The sequence below is a fragment of the Thermoproteota archaeon genome, from assembly GCA_003352285.1.
Lineage (GTDB): Archaea > Thermoproteota > Nitrososphaeria > Nitrososphaerales > Nitrosopumilaceae > PXYB01.
Map to the genome: position 1 here is coordinate 107,010 of QQVN01000003.1, position 13,823 is coordinate 120,832.

Sequence of the window (13,823 nt, forward strand, 5' to 3'; positions counted from 1 at the left end):
TATTTTCAGAGCCTGTTGGAAGAAAAAAATCAGGAATACGATTTAGCTTTTACTCATCTTAGAAATAATCAAAATATTTCAGCCTATAACCTATTTACAAATCTGGCAGAGTCTTACAAAAAATCTGATGAACCAAAATCTGCCCTGTTGTACCTTCTTGCAGCAGAATGTAAATCTCGACAGAACAAAGATAACAATGAAGAAATTTTGATGGCTGCAAATCTTTATCAAAATTTTGCAAAAAAAGACAAGTCATATAGCTCAAAAAGTGCATATCTTTGCGCATCAAAATGCTTTCTTAAAACTGGAAAATATTCTGAGGCAAAAAAAGCATTCAACAAATCTAAAGAAATTTCATCTGCTCAGATAAGCTTTATGCGCCCAGTAATAATTATTGAAGATAGTAAAGCCATCACAATGAAACTAGAAAAATATCTTGAGAAACTAGGTTACTCTACGTTTTATTCATTTGAAAAGGGAAAAGATGGAATCAAAAAATGTAAAGAATTAATCTCTGAATCACAAAATCCAATTATACTTCTTGACATGGGGCTGCCTGATATTGGCGGTGATGTTGTTGCATCTACTCTTTTAGAAGAACAGCTGGATCTTCAAATTATTGTTATCACTGCTGATGAAAAAACCTCAAAGCGAGTTAATAAAACAATCAGTTCTGGTGTTGCATCATTTATACAAAAACCATTTACAATTGAAGAAGTAAAAAAAGCAATTGATATTGCAGAGTCTGAATATTAATTACAATAGTAACAATGACATATTGAGCAAATTGACATTTGCAACATCAAAGTCACTTACTCTATAATCAATTACCTGTTCAGAAAACTTTTCAATAATTTTTTGTGTTGGATCTGAATCTTCAGCTTCAACTTTCATTACAATAAGAATATTCCAATCGCCTTCTAGATTTGCAATAAACAAATAGTTTGGTAATTTTACTACAAAATCCTTGATAGAATCTTTTACTGAATCTAGAGATTTTGATGGTTTTAATTTCATAAACAATGCTTCATATTCATTTGATTCCGATACATCGGTTAGAACAGCTTTGTAACCTTTGATGATTCCACTTTTCTCTAGCCTCTCGATTCTTTTCCGTATGGTTCTATCTGAAACATCATGACCTGATTTTCTTAGCTCAGTTGCTATTTCTTTTGAAGGTGTTCTTGCATTCTTGTTTAAAATCTCTATAATCTTCTGGTCAACTTTGTCTAGATTTGACCAAGGATCATTACTCATACCATAGTGTAAATTCATGAGTTTTTGAATTTTTGGTTGTGAAAAAATTATGGTCCCAAGCGAAGGAATTGAACCTTCGACAACCCGGTTTCTGTATGCCTGATATGCTGCTATTATGTCAGCCAAAAGCCAACTACTACAGCCGGAAGCTCTACCAGGCTGAGCTAGCTTGGGACAAATTTGTCGGAGCACTTTAGTATTAAATAACTATCGAACAAGAACGAATCAAATACGCATAATTTTGAGTAAATTTAGCACACGATCTGTAAAATATTAAATAATCAAGCTATTGATCACTGGATCCAGTGTCAGAAACCATACTTCAAACAAGTGGATATGTCTGTATTCCATATTTGCATAGTCATAATACTATTGAACTAAAAGATACATGGGATCATTCAAAGAATATCGAAGACATGTATTTTGTCACTGCAACATTCTCTGAGGAGAGTAAGCCATACTTTTCATCATCGGCTAATCACTACATACTTGCCAAATTCAAAGATTCAAAAAAAATAATTAAAGAAATTGAAAAATACAATCAGGATAAACCGTCTTTTATTTTCACAATGGATGAAGGATTGTTTGAACGTGAATCCCAAGGAACAATGAATTTTGTTTCAGTGTACTATTTGGAATATGGTGATTCAGAGGAAGATGTCAGCGAAGTTGCAAATCTTGTTGCCAAGCGAGAAAAAGTGGGTAAAGCAGGTGTAGGTCATATGGATCTATGCTGTACCATACCACAAAAGTTTACTTTTCCATACAGTGGCAATATTGTTGTGTTAGAAGTTTCTAGTGATAAAAGCCATCAAAGTGTGAACAAATATTGTGAAAAAACACGACGTGATGTTGGAAGAAAAGGGATCACACTGACAAATCTTGTTAGTCTTTCCATTCTTGAAAAGCTAAAATAAAAAAGTTAAATATCGACGTATAACTGGTTCCTTCATGAGCAAGCCAGCAGATTTGGGTTCATTAAAGATCGGTTCTTACATTTTACTACCTGTATCTGATCAACCATCAGGTGAACCATGTAGAATCGTAGAGTATGATACCAGTAAACCTGGAAAACATGGAGCAGCAAAAGCAAGAATTGTAGGTGTTGGAATTTTTGATGACCAAAAAAGGCCCCATGTAGGACCTGTTAGCATGCAAGTTCACGTTCCTTTGATTGACAAAAGAACTGGACAAATTATCTCCATTACTGGAGACATTATCCAAATAATGGATTCTGAAACCTTCGAGACAATAGACGTCACCCTGATTGATGATGAAGTCAAGGGTAAGCTAGAGAATGGACAAAACGTAGAATACTGGAAGGTTATGGATAAAACCAAAATAATGCGTGTAAAGAGTTAAACTCGGATGCTGATGATGAGCGGAAAAGCCGTCTGAGGTTTGATGAGGATTATGAGTAATGAAGCATCCAACAATCATCATTTCTAATACTTCAAATGAAACAATATACCAAACTATGTCATGAGACTTGCAGCACTTTTTTCTGGAGGTAAGGATAGCACATATTCTATCTACCAAGCTACCTCCGAAGGTCATGAAGTGGTTTGTCTTGTTACAGTATTTCCAAAATCAGAAGAAAGTATGCTTTTACATCATCCAAATATCGAAGTGACAAAATTACTTTCTACCTCAATGAGAATCCCTCAAGTGTATGTGACTTCAGATTCCAATGATACAGCTAATGAAGTTAATTCTATTTTTCAAATTCTAAAAAAAGCAAAAATTGATTTTCAAATAGAGGGACTAGTACATGGTGGAATTTCTAGTGTATTTCAAAAGAAAAACTTTGAAAATTTATGTAAAAAACTAGATCTCAAACTCTTTTCTCCAGTTTGGAATCTTAATCCTCATTCATATATGAAACAACTTTTAGAGAAAGGATTTTGTTTTATGATTACTAGTGTTACTTCTGAGGGATTAGACGATTCATGGTTAGGCAAGATTATCGACCCTGCAGATATTGAAAACTTATCCGAGTTATCAAAAAAACATGGATTCAATCTTAATTTTGAGGGAGGCGAGGCTGAAACACTAGTTGTAGATTGCCCTTTGTATTCATATCCATTGGAGATAACAAATTTTAAAAAAATATGGGATGGTTACCGTGGAAAACTTGAGATTATAGAGTCAAAATTAGATTATAGCAAAAAAAATGTGTAATTTTTTAACGACTCGAGATGGCACAATAGTGATTTCATGCATGTGCCTATCTTAAGGCTGTTCTTCGTGAACGATATCTGAAGAACAAAAAACGTCATATAATCTAAAAATCAATGATTTCCATTGTTAGATAATCTAAAAACAAATCTGCGAGCAGCCATTAAAAAGATTGTAAGCTCCTCAGGCATTGATGAGGAATTAATTGATGAATTATGCAAGGACGTTCAAAGAGCATTATTACAATCAGACGTAAATGTTAGGTTAGTACTTGAAATTACAAAAAAGCTAAAAGATCGTTCATTAAACGAATCTCCACCTCCGGGACTATCTCGAAAGGATCACATTGTAAAAATTCTATATGATGAACTTGCAAAACTATTAGGAAATGAGACAGAATTCTCATTCAAGGCTGGTAAAATTAACAAAGTTTTGATGTTGGGAATTCAGGGAAGTGGAAAAACCACCATGTCTTCAAAACTAGCAAAATTTTTGACAAAACAAGGATACAAAGTAGGAGTAATTGGTGCAGATACTTATCGTCCTGGCGCATTGGTCCAATTAAAAACAATGTGTGAAAAGGCAAATGTCGAAGTTTATGGTGAAGAGAACAACAAAGATTCTCCACAAATTGTAGAAAAGGGTCTAAAACATTTCGAAAATTCCAATCTTGATATAATTTTGATTGATACTGCAGGACGCCATAAAGAAGAACAGGAACTACTCGATGAAATGAAACGAATTAGTAAGGTTTCAAATCCTGACCTTGCATTATTAGTGATTGATGGGACTATAGGCCAACAGTGCTTTAATCAGGCTGAAGCTTTTCACAAAACAGTCCCTGTAGGTGGAATTGTAATTACAAAATTAGATAGCTCTGCTAAGGGTGGTGGGGCAATAGCTGCCTCAGCTGCCACAGGCGCTCAAATCATGTACATCGGTACTGGTGAAAGAATTGATGACCTTGAACAATTCTCCCCTACTCGATTTGTTGGTCGGCTATTGGGAATGGGTGACATTCAAGCAGTACTAGATCTTGCAAAGAGGTTAGAAAGTGAAGCAGATGATGTTAGACTAAAGAGAATTTCAAGTGGTAAAATGAATATGGATGATTTTTACTATCAACTTGAAGAAGTCACTAAAGTTGGTTCACTGAGGGGTTTTCTAGATAATATGCCTGGATTATCTGGAATGGTAAAAGATGATCAGCTTGATCAGATGGAAGGTAGAGTGGAACGATGGCGTTACATCATTCAAAGTATGACCAAAGATGAAAAGGCAGATCCTGACTTGCTTAATTCGTCTAGGATCAAAAGAATTGCTAGAGGCTCTGGCTGGTCTGAACATGACGTCAAAGAGCTACTAAAAAACTACAAAAATTCTAAGAGTATGATGAAAGCATCAAAGGGACGACAGATGCAAGGCGCTCTTAGACGAATGGGTTTGGGATAATTCGTATAGCTAATAACGTGTAATTATGATGTATTTGCGTGTCAAATGAAAAATTTAACCAAATAATATTAGATTCAAAAAAAATACTCAAAGAATACGATTTATGTGATGATTGCCTTGGTAGATTATTTGTCAAAAGACTAAATGTTACCTCAAACAAATTACTTGGAAAAAAAATCAGAAAAAAAATTAAACACAAGAATTCTAAATGTTTTATTTGTAAAAATCAATTCGATACTTTTCCTGTTATTCTTAAAAAATTACTAGAGACATCTAATGATTACCAGTTTTTTACTTTTCTGATTGGTGCCATACTAAAACCATCTTTCATTGATAGGGATGATACAATTCGCTCCAAATTTAGCTTACGTGGGATTGACAGCATCAAAACCGCTGTTACAAAGGAACTTTCAAAACAATTTTCTAAAAAAACTAAATCAATATCTGATCATGACTCTCCTGATTTGACATTAACAATTAATTTTAAAAACGGTTCAATTGAAACTCGTTCTAAACCGGTATTTGTTTTTGGTAGATACACTAAGACATCTAGATCTCTATCACAAAAACAAAAATCTTGTGAAAACTGTAATGGAAAAGGCTGTTCGGTCTGTTGTTATCATGGAATTTCAAGTTTTGAGAGTATAGAGGGACAAATATCAAAATATCTTTACAATAAATTTGATGCAAAACAGGTAAAAATATCTTGGATTGGTGGAGAAGACAAATCAAGTCTTGTTTATAATCCTGGGAGACCGTTTTTTGTAAAAATCCTTGATCCAAAAAAACGTAAAGTAAAATTTCACAAAAAGATCGCTTTGAGAGAAATGAGTTTACTATCTCTAAAAATTATACCTGCATTTCCAAAAGTACCAATTCGGTTTAACTCTCTGGTTGAATTATCAATATCCACTGAAAACCCTATTCCAAAAAACTCTCTAAAAAAATTCTCTCAGTTATCCAAGTCGGTGGTTGCAATATATGACAAATTTGGCAAGCGCATTGAAAAAGCAATACATTCTTTCAAATACAAAAAGACTGGCGATTCCTCGTTTATGACTATTCTTAATGTGGAGAGTGGATTTCCTTTGAGGAAATTTGTAGTAGGTGAGGATGTCTTCCCTAATCTTTCTGATCTTTTAGAGAATAGGTGTAGGTGTACACAAATTGATTTCCGTGACGTTGAGATGGAATGACAACAAATAACTAACCATCCATAACACTGCTTTTCATGCCTCTACGAAAAAAAGGAAAACATGCAAGATGGGCGGATCAAAGAGCTGATAGACGTAAGAAAAAGAAATCAAAAGCTGGAAAACCCCGTTCCAGATAACCAAATCAACATTTTTACCTGTTTACTAAACGAGTGGATTTCATGGATCCTTTATTCAAGGTTAAAGAGGCATTCAAGGCAGGAGTCCTACCTGAGAAAGTTTACTCATTAATCGAAGAACGATTCCCAATTACTGTAGAGGGTATTAACCGAGTCGAAAAAGCATCTGGAATAAACTATCCTATTGCATATGTGGACCCATCAATTATTGTAACTTCCAATGATCCAAACTCCTTCCAGTATGGAATTTTATTTGCACGCACAATTCCTTTGGTACTAGAAGACAAACTTCAAGTTGTCATACAAATTTCTGGGCCGTTAGTAGCATATGGTCTTAAAGGAACAATTCATGCGATTTTGGCACATGAATTTTTACATTATTTGGAGTTAATTCGCAAAGTATCAAAAATGGAGATGCTTTCTGATGAGATTTCCAGTAATTTATTTGAAAACGTGTATGCTGATGAAACTAGATTGTTTGAGCCAAAAGCAGTTTTCAAAGATCGTACATTGCTTCTCCATATCACAAAAAAATTCCCGTCTGGCTTTAGGGACTACAAATTAGAAGATAAAGTAATCAAAAACTGGATTGAAAAAAAACTTCCCACATCTAACATTACATTGGATTCCAATATAATGAAAATATCTGCAAACTCACTTGCAAAAATTAAGATTAATCCTCAATTTGTAAAATTGATAGAAAACCTAGAAGAAAAGAGCAAGAAAATAAGAAAGAAAAAGTACTATTGATTAAATTCTGTTAAACCACATTTTCCACAAGTATGTCTATTCTTGTGTACGGACATGAAAACTCCTTTACCACATCGTGAACAGATTTTTCTTAATTTAGTTAGTTTGTCTTTGTCTACTTTGTAGTATTTGTACACATTTGGACTAGAGCCTTTTTTTCCTGCTTTTTTATCTGCCATTACTCAGTCTTTTCCTCTTTCTTCTCTTCAGCAGGTTTTTCAGCTGGAGCTGCTTCTGCAGCTTTTTGTGCTGCAGCCTCTTCTTCTTTTTGCTGTGCTTCCTTTTGAGCAGCGTTAACTTTGTCTAATCTTTTGAATATTGTGGGGTTTACGTGTTCTTTTGCTAATTTTTCATCTTCATAAACATAGAAAGTTCCTGTCACCATTGGTTTCCCAACATGATTCTTGAGATTAATTGGGATGATTACTTTTCCATCCAATTTGAATTCTTTTGAGATCATATCGATTGCTTCCAATTTTTTTAATTTTCCACCTAATCCTGCAAAATTGCAAGTAAGCTCTCTTCTTGAAAGGAATGAATTATTGACATCACTAATGGTCTCAATCGACATGTCCCAAATCCTTTCCATAGTTCATATAAATCTTGATTGAAAATCAATAAGGATTTATGAAAATCTTCTAAGGGTATACCATGGAACGATATATGCTACATCTTCAAAATTCCGATTATACTCCAAAAGATGCAACCACTCTTTTGAGAAAAGCAAGGGAGTTAAGCCATGGAATGGATGTGACCGTTCGCGACACAAGAGTTTCAAGTAAATATCTTGAATACGACGTTTCAATAAAAAAAGAGAATCTGGATACACTTGTTGAGAAACTATCTTCGCTGGGTAAGATTGATCATGCAAAACATGTCACCGAGGAATCAATAAAGAAGGAAGATGCTGTAAAACAGGGAATTTTTTACTTTAATAATGAAAGATTTTGGGAATGCCATGAAGTATTGGAGGGAGTTTGGAAAAATTGTTTTGAAGGAGAAAAGGATCTAGTTCAAGGAGTAATTCTTATTGCTGCAGGATTAGTACATTATCAAAAAAATGAAGATGAGATTTGTCTTTCTATTTTTGGACGGGCTCTTGATAAATTGAGCAAAGCAAGCGGAAAATACTATGACATTGATGTTGACTTGATCAGAAAAAAAATATCCGCAATGAAAAACTCTGGTGAAATATCTACATTTGAGATTTGATCAATTCCAAAGCCTTTGTGACCACGTCTGCGCCCATAATTAATTTGATGTTGCCTCTCTTAGCATCCTTTTCTGTAACTCTTTGTGACCCATCATTTTGAATAGAATCTTTTGAGATCATTACTGGAACTGGATCATCACTGTGGCCCTTGTTGATACACGGTGTTGAATGATCAGCTGATATTACTACTGCTACCTTACTTGTGTCAATGTTATCAAGTAATGTTCCAAAAAATCTCTTATCTATCTCCTCAATATTCTTCATCTTTCCGATTGCATCCCCATCATGACCAAATTCGTCTGGTCCCTTCAAATGTACATAGATTGCATTTTGAGTTTCCATTGCCTTTGCAGCTACTTTTGCCTTTTCTTCATAATCTGTCAGGCCTCCTGCTTCAAACGCTTTCATCTTTAGGACTTCTGAAATACCTAATTCAACAGGCATGTCTACAATACATGAAAAATTCATAGAGTATAGATCATTAATTGGCATAACTGCGGGATACTTGTTACCTGCATCTCGCAATAAAATACTGTTAAGCAGTTTTTTGTTCTGTTGTTTTCTTTTCTTGTTGGTATCACTATTCTTCATAATTTCTAATGATTGTTGAGTAAATTGATTTACCAAGTCAGCAGTAATCTTTGCATTTTCTGACTCATCTAACGGAAGACATTTGTCAATTTTTAGAAAATCTCCAACTGCTTTTGCAATTCCCATTCCATCTACGCGGGCATAAGCAGGATCTGTATTTGTAATGTTGGAAGAAAGTGATTTTCCTTCCATTCTAATTCTCACAGTTACTCTGTGACCTACTGTTGGGGCCACAACTACTGAAGTATTAGGATATGAAAATTTAATTTTGTTTTCAATTTCTTTTGATACTGCCTCTGCATCCTCCCGTTCGATGTTTCTCCCAGCTCTTCTATCTGTAATTACTCCATCATCATTCAGTGTGGCAAAATTTCCTCTAAGAGCCAAATCTCCGTCTTTGAAATCTATTCCAACTCCGATTGCTTCTATGACTCCCCTACCTACATAATCTGCATGTTGAAATTTGTATCCTAACATATTGAATACTGCAATATCAGATTCTGGTGCAATTCCTTCTCCGACTGAAATTACTTCTCCCATCACTCCATTTCTTGCAAGCTTGTCCATGTTTGGAGTTACAGCTGCCTCAAGTGGAGTCTTTCCATGTAAATCTGGATGAGCTAGATCTCCAACTCCATCTAATAGGACATATATCATGTGAACATCCGAATTTTTGGCTATGGTTAGGACCTCACTTTTGAGAACTTTACCTGTCCACTTTAAACTTTACATAATTTTTTCCGATCTACTGATGATCTGAAAAAGTTTTAACATACGATCATTGCCAGTTCTCATATGGGTAGTATGCGTAAGGACTATGTCTCAGAAAAATTTATGATTGTTACAAAAAAAGAAGACAAAGTTTCTAATGCAAAAAAATCCCCATATGCACCTGGAAACGAATCCATGACCAATCCATCAGTGTTGTCCCTTGTTGCAAAAGATGGAATGTTGCAAAGATTACAAGATAGTGAAGATGAGTATGTCACTGATTGGTCTATCAGAGTTTTTGAAAGCAAAAATCCTGCAGTATCTATAGAATCTGAGAACACATACAGCGATAGGCCTCATTACAGTGAACCTGCATATGGTTATCATTTTGTCGTAGTGGCATCACCCAAAGAGAAAGACTCATTCTCAACTATAGGCGTTGAACAATGGTCCAACATTTTAGTTGTAATTCAGGATAGATTACGTTGGCTTTACACCCAAAAAGGAGTTACATATGTATCAATTTATGCAAATCATGGTGAAGCAGCTGGTAGTAGTAATCCGCATCCTCACCTAAACATTGTAACATTTTCTACTATTCCACCAGTCATCGAAGCTGAAGCCGAAGCTTCTCATAAAATACTAAATGAAAAAGGAGTATGTCCTATGTGCCAAACAGTTAATGCAGAAACTGGTGGACCACGACAGATACTACAGACAGAAGGATTCATCGCATTTTGCCCTTGGGCACCTTCATATCCATATGAATTTTGGATATGTCCTAAAAAACATACTACGAGTTTTTCCAAAATTACTCAAAAGGAGATTAATGATTTATCTCTAATACTTCGTGCCACTTTGGGCGGATTATCTAAAAGCATTAAAGATCTTGCTTACAACTTGGTGTTTCATCTTTCACCTGAAAAGAAAAACAGTAGACAAATTCATTGGCATATAGAAATTTACCCAATTACAAATTCCTGGTCTGGCTTGGAAAGAGGATATGGTGTTTTTCTAAATAGTATCTCGCCAGAAGATGCAGCAGAAAAATTGGGTGCAGCGTGTAGAAAAGAACTTGCCGGTCTTGTTGGCATAGTCTAGAATATGCATAGTTTATTTAGAATCTAATCACAAATTATCTCATGTCTGTTGAAAAATACATTGCAGGTGCTAGTCTCGGATTATTCATAATGTTTGTTGGCGAAGTAATAATTTTCTATAATTTTATGATCTCATATCCTACACTCGATATTGCAGAATCTCTTGAACCTGAACCAAAAATGCTTCAGTTTATTTCTATTGGGGTTGCACCGGCAATGATTATGGCAGGCGTTTCTTTCATAATGTCAAAACGATATGGCTCTAAAAGCATTGGAATGATGATTGTAGCAGGTGGTGCAGTATTACTAGTCGGTATGGCATTTGCATTCACACAATTGTCTGATATTGATTCCAAGTATCTTGTCGATGCTGTAACTATAACTCCAATTCTCTTTATGGTAGTATCAGTACCTGTAATGGTAGTAGGTGCTTTACTATTCAAAACACGTGAAAGAAAACCAAAAAAACAATACGTCTAGATGTGGTTTACTCTCATTTCATTTGAATTTTTAAAAAAACCTAATTTTTCATAAAAGCCTTTTACGTCATCTTTGCAATCAAGAATTGTCTTATAGCACCCTGCATTTTTTGCAAAGTTGAGAGAATATTTGATTAATTTTTCTCCAATTCCCTCACCTTGGTTCTTTTTTGATACTACTACATCCTCAATATGTCCCACTAGGCCTCCATTGTGAATGAATTTAGGTTCAATTAACAAGGTGGTAGAGCCTACTATTCTGTTATTCAGTACTGCCACAAAGATGTGATGATTAGGGTTTGAGGTAATTTTTTCAAAAACCTCGTCTGCTTTTTTCTTATCTATATCACTAGTTTTTCGGAGTGAGTCTAATGATTCTAAAAAACCATTGAATAGGTCATCCCTTTGAATTTGTCTTATCGTTAATTCTGACATTTGTCTAGATCTTACCGAGTTTTTCTAGAAATTGTTGGTATGCTTTTCTATATGATGCCTTGTCTCCAATATCCATAAATCCTTTTTTGGTAATGTAACTGCTAACTAATTTCTTCTTTGACATGGCCTTTTTAACTACATCATCCATTCCATACGGCTTGTTCTCTGGGATAAAGTCAAAAGTTTGAGGTTCCATTACGTAACATCCTATGTTTATGTTGGCACTTATCTCTGGTTTTTCATTCCATGCAGTAACTTTTCCATTAGACGTAGTTTCAATAACTCCATAAGGAAGCTTTGTTTTGTATTCAAACAAACTCATGGTGATGAATGATTTTTTTCGTTTGTGCTGTGATACCATGCTCCTTAATGGAAAATCGTAAATTGAATCCCCATACATACAAACAAAAGTATCGTCAATAAACTTCTGGGCAGTTTTCAGTTGACCTGCAGTTGCAAGAGGTCTATTTGCTATAGCGTATTCTATGTCTACTCCAAATCTCTTCCCATCTTCAAAATAATCTTCAATAGTTTTTCTTAAGTAACTAACACAAAGAACAATTGATTTTATTCCGTTTTTTCTATTCCAATCAATGAGGTGTTCAAGCAATGGTTTTTCTCCTAAAGGAAGCATTGGTTTTGGAAGAAAAGTTGTATACGGTTGAAGTCTTGTGCCTAATCCACCGGCTAAAATTACTGTCTTCACGGATTTGATTTGAAATAATGAGTATTTATGTTGAAGTATATTTTTAAGAATAATTTATTATCTTTAGAATATTTTACGTACTTTTTTCATGACATCATTTGGATTTGTTCCGAAAATCAAAATCATGGCCTCTTTTCCAAAATCTCCTTTATGATATATGACATCAGGCATGATTTTTGATTTTTTTATGGCATTTTCAACTCCCCAAGAAATTGAGGAGCCTTCTTTCTTTTTGCTTTTGGAAGGCTCTTTTTTTCTTTCGTAACTTACTATCTCCAGTCCTTTCTTTGTAAGCTTTCTTAGTGAATCTTGGTCAAATTTTAGATTTATTGCAGAGCAAATATCTGGAAATTTCTTTGAAATGGTTACAAGTGCAGTTGCCACATGTTTTGAACCATTGTACTCTAGATTACCTGCAATCAAAACAGTATTTCCTGCTTTTACCAATCTTCCTTGAACTCCTAAAACATCCTTGGTATTTTTTGGTTTTCGTTTTGAAAAAACAAAATTTGTTTGACATTCTGGAATCAATTTGTATGAATCTTTCATTGAAATAAAATTAGTTATTTCATTTTGCAATTTTTTCTTGAGTGGATCCTCTTTGCTTTTTGTTAGTGTAATACCCTTTCCAATGTTTGTGGCATTTTTGATTGAATTTAACGAATATTTCTTTGCAAATTTTACTGAATTTTTTAAATTATTTCCTTTTGATAATGCCACAGTTAATGCAGAAGAATAAGTGCATCCACTTCCGTGATTTATACTGTTGATTTTTTTACTCTTAACCTGATATGACTTAGAATCCTCAAAGACTATATCGCTTATTCTTTCTTTTTCAAATTCCATTCCAGTGATAATCACTTTGCTAATCCCAAGTTTTTGAAATTCTTTTGAGCAATCTAGTAGATCCTTTCTAGAATTGATTTTAATTTTTGTGAGGATCTCTGCTTCGTTTTTGTTGGGTGTTATTACATCACAAATTGGTAACAGAAATTTTTTCAAATCATTTAATGCGTTTTTTTCCAACAATACTCCTCCTGTAGTTGATTTTATTACAGGATCAAGAATTTTTGGGACATCAAAATCTTTTAGTTTTTTATTCAAAATTTTAATGATTTCTGAATTGAATACCATTCCAATTTTGATGGCGTCGACCTTAAAATCAGAAACTATTGCATCGATTTGTGATGAGACCATTTTTGCTGAAACTGGCTCAGTTTTTTTATATTTAGAAGAATTTTGGCTGGTTATTGCAGTAATAACTGTGAATCCATGACAGCCCAAATCTGAAAATGTTTTGATATCACTCTGTATTCCTGCTCCTGAAGATGGGTCTGAGCCTCCAATTGTTAGAATATTCATACTGCCTTTTCGTTGATTTTCTATTTATCTTGAATCATCCGCAGCCACATCTTACGTATACTACTTTGAATTTGCCTTGAGTCTTGACATTATGGGATAGTGGTTTTTGACACCTCCTGCATTCTGTAAATCCATGATATTCTTGAATTGTTATCTTCTCAGTAATCCATTTCTTTTCTGAGTCATTCCAAACAATCGAATCAATAATCTTGGGAGAGTCCATGACTATGATACTTAATGCTACCATTTGAATTAA

18 protein-coding genes and 1 tRNA gene are annotated in these 13,823 nt (G+C 34.3%); 10 read left to right on the plus strand and 9 right to left on the minus strand.

Annotation, left to right across the window (positions count from 1 at the left end):
* Window positions 1–15 precede the first annotated feature (15 nt).
* Window positions 16–756: a response regulator gene (locus tag DWQ18_02205; protein RDJ33756.1), complete on the plus strand. Its 741-nt coding sequence runs from the start codon at window positions 16–18 to the stop codon at window positions 754–756.
* Here the strand turns inward: DWQ18_02205 and DWQ18_02210 are convergent, their stop codons facing one another.
* Both DWQ18_02210 and DWQ18_02215 read right to left on the minus strand, forming a co-directional pair.
* Window positions 757–1,257: a winged helix-turn-helix transcriptional regulator gene (locus DWQ18_02210; GenBank protein RDJ33757.1), complete on the minus strand. Its 501-nt coding sequence runs from the start codon at window positions 1,255–1,257 to the stop codon at window positions 757–759. It abuts the gene before it with no gap.
* A 50-nt stretch (window positions 1,258–1,307) separates the two neighbouring features.
* Window positions 1,308–1,431: transfer RNA gene (locus tag DWQ18_02215), tRNA-Tyr, on the minus strand.
* A 131-nt stretch (window positions 1,432–1,562) separates the two neighbouring features.
* Between DWQ18_02215 and DWQ18_02220 the strand changes: the two genes are divergently transcribed.
* From DWQ18_02220 to DWQ18_02245, 6 genes are all read left to right on the plus strand, one after another.
* Entirely contained in the window at window positions 1,563–2,174 is a 612-nt protein-coding gene (locus DWQ18_02220; GenBank protein ID RDJ33758.1) for a hypothetical protein, read from the plus strand.
* 34 nt (window positions 2,175–2,208) lie between these two features.
* Complete coding sequence (locus tag DWQ18_02225) at window positions 2,209–2,619, plus strand: translation initiation factor IF-5A (protein RDJ33759.1); 411 nt, start codon at window positions 2,209–2,211, stop codon at window positions 2,617–2,619.
* Between the two features lie 120 nt (window positions 2,620–2,739).
* Window positions 2,740–3,438, plus strand: a complete 699-nt coding sequence (locus DWQ18_02230) for a diphthine--ammonia ligase (GenBank protein RDJ33760.1) — start codon at window positions 2,740–2,742, stop codon at window positions 3,436–3,438.
* A gap of 123 nt (window positions 3,439–3,561) precedes the next feature.
* Complete coding sequence (locus DWQ18_02235) at window positions 3,562–4,887, plus strand: signal recognition particle protein (protein ID RDJ33761.1); 1,326 nt, start codon at window positions 3,562–3,564, stop codon at window positions 4,885–4,887.
* Window positions 4,888–4,925: 38 nt separating this feature from the next.
* On the plus strand, window positions 4,926–6,083 hold the full coding sequence (locus DWQ18_02240) for a pseudouridine synthase (protein ID RDJ33762.1): 1,158 nt from the start codon (window positions 4,926–4,928) through the stop codon (window positions 6,081–6,083).
* A gap of 179 nt (window positions 6,084–6,262) precedes the next feature.
* The gene (locus DWQ18_02245) at window positions 6,263–6,970 is read left to right on the plus strand and encodes a hypothetical protein (protein RDJ33763.1); all 708 of its coding nucleotides are present in this window, start codon (window positions 6,263–6,265) and stop codon (window positions 6,968–6,970) included.
* On the opposite strand, the gene DWQ18_02250 is transcribed toward DWQ18_02245, so the two are convergent.
* On the minus strand, window positions 6,964–7,149 hold the full coding sequence (locus DWQ18_02250) for a 30S ribosomal protein S27ae (GenBank protein ID RDJ33764.1): 186 nt from the start codon (window positions 7,147–7,149) through the stop codon (window positions 6,964–6,966). The two genes, DWQ18_02245 and DWQ18_02250, sit on opposite strands and share 7 nt — an antisense overlap.
* The gene (locus DWQ18_02255) at window positions 7,149–7,541 is read right to left on the minus strand and encodes a hypothetical protein (GenBank protein RDJ34315.1); all 393 of its coding nucleotides are present in this window, start codon (window positions 7,539–7,541) and stop codon (window positions 7,149–7,151) included. The genes DWQ18_02250 and DWQ18_02255 overlap by 1 nt, the downstream gene beginning before the upstream one ends.
* A gap of 80 nt (window positions 7,542–7,621) precedes the next feature.
* Between DWQ18_02255 and DWQ18_02260 the strand changes: the two genes are divergently transcribed.
* Window positions 7,622–8,182, plus strand: coding sequence for a DUF309 domain-containing protein (locus DWQ18_02260; protein RDJ33765.1), 561 nt, complete (start codon window positions 7,622–7,624; stop codon window positions 8,180–8,182).
* Here the strand turns inward: DWQ18_02260 and apgM are convergent.
* Entirely contained in the window at window positions 8,166–9,431 is a 1,266-nt protein-coding gene (gene apgM / locus DWQ18_02265) for a 2,3-bisphosphoglycerate-independent phosphoglycerate mutase (protein RDJ33766.1), read from the minus strand. The genes DWQ18_02260 and apgM overlap by 17 nt on opposite strands.
* 138 nt (window positions 9,432–9,569) lie before the next feature.
* On the opposite strand from apgM, the gene DWQ18_02270 reads away from it, so the two are divergent.
* Window positions 9,570–10,586, plus strand: coding sequence for a DUF4921 family protein (locus DWQ18_02270; protein ID RDJ33767.1), 1,017 nt, complete (start codon window positions 9,570–9,572; stop codon window positions 10,584–10,586).
* Window positions 10,587–10,627: 41 nt separating this feature from the next.
* The gene (locus tag DWQ18_02275; GenBank protein RDJ33768.1) at window positions 10,628–11,065 is read left to right on the plus strand and encodes a hypothetical protein; all 438 of its coding nucleotides are present in this window, start codon (window positions 10,628–10,630) and stop codon (window positions 11,063–11,065) included.
* Here the strand turns inward: DWQ18_02275 and DWQ18_02280 are convergent.
* The 4 genes from DWQ18_02280 to DWQ18_02295 all read right to left on the minus strand — a co-directional run bounded on the left by DWQ18_02280 (window position 11,062) and on the right by DWQ18_02295 (window position 13,790).
* Window positions 11,062–11,499 carry a GNAT family N-acetyltransferase gene (locus DWQ18_02280; GenBank protein RDJ33769.1) on the minus strand — a complete coding sequence of 146 codons (438 nt, stop codon included), beginning with the start codon at window positions 11,497–11,499 and terminating at the stop codon, window positions 11,062–11,064. The genes DWQ18_02275 and DWQ18_02280 overlap by 4 nt on opposite strands.
* A 4-nt stretch (window positions 11,500–11,503) precedes the next feature.
* A complete protein-coding gene (locus DWQ18_02285) occupies window positions 11,504–12,205 on the minus strand; it encodes a nucleotidyltransferase family protein (GenBank protein RDJ33770.1) in 702 nt (233 codons plus the stop codon).
* 63 nt (window positions 12,206–12,268) lie between these two features.
* Complete coding sequence (thiD, locus tag DWQ18_02290; GenBank protein RDJ33771.1) at window positions 12,269–13,567, minus strand: bifunctional hydroxymethylpyrimidine kinase/phosphomethylpyrimidine kinase; 1,299 nt, start codon at window positions 13,565–13,567, stop codon at window positions 12,269–12,271.
* A 34-nt stretch (window positions 13,568–13,601) separates the two neighbouring features.
* Complete coding sequence (locus DWQ18_02295) at window positions 13,602–13,790, minus strand: hypothetical protein (protein ID RDJ34316.1); 189 nt, start codon at window positions 13,788–13,790, stop codon at window positions 13,602–13,604.
* Window positions 13,791–13,823 lie beyond the last annotated feature (33 nt).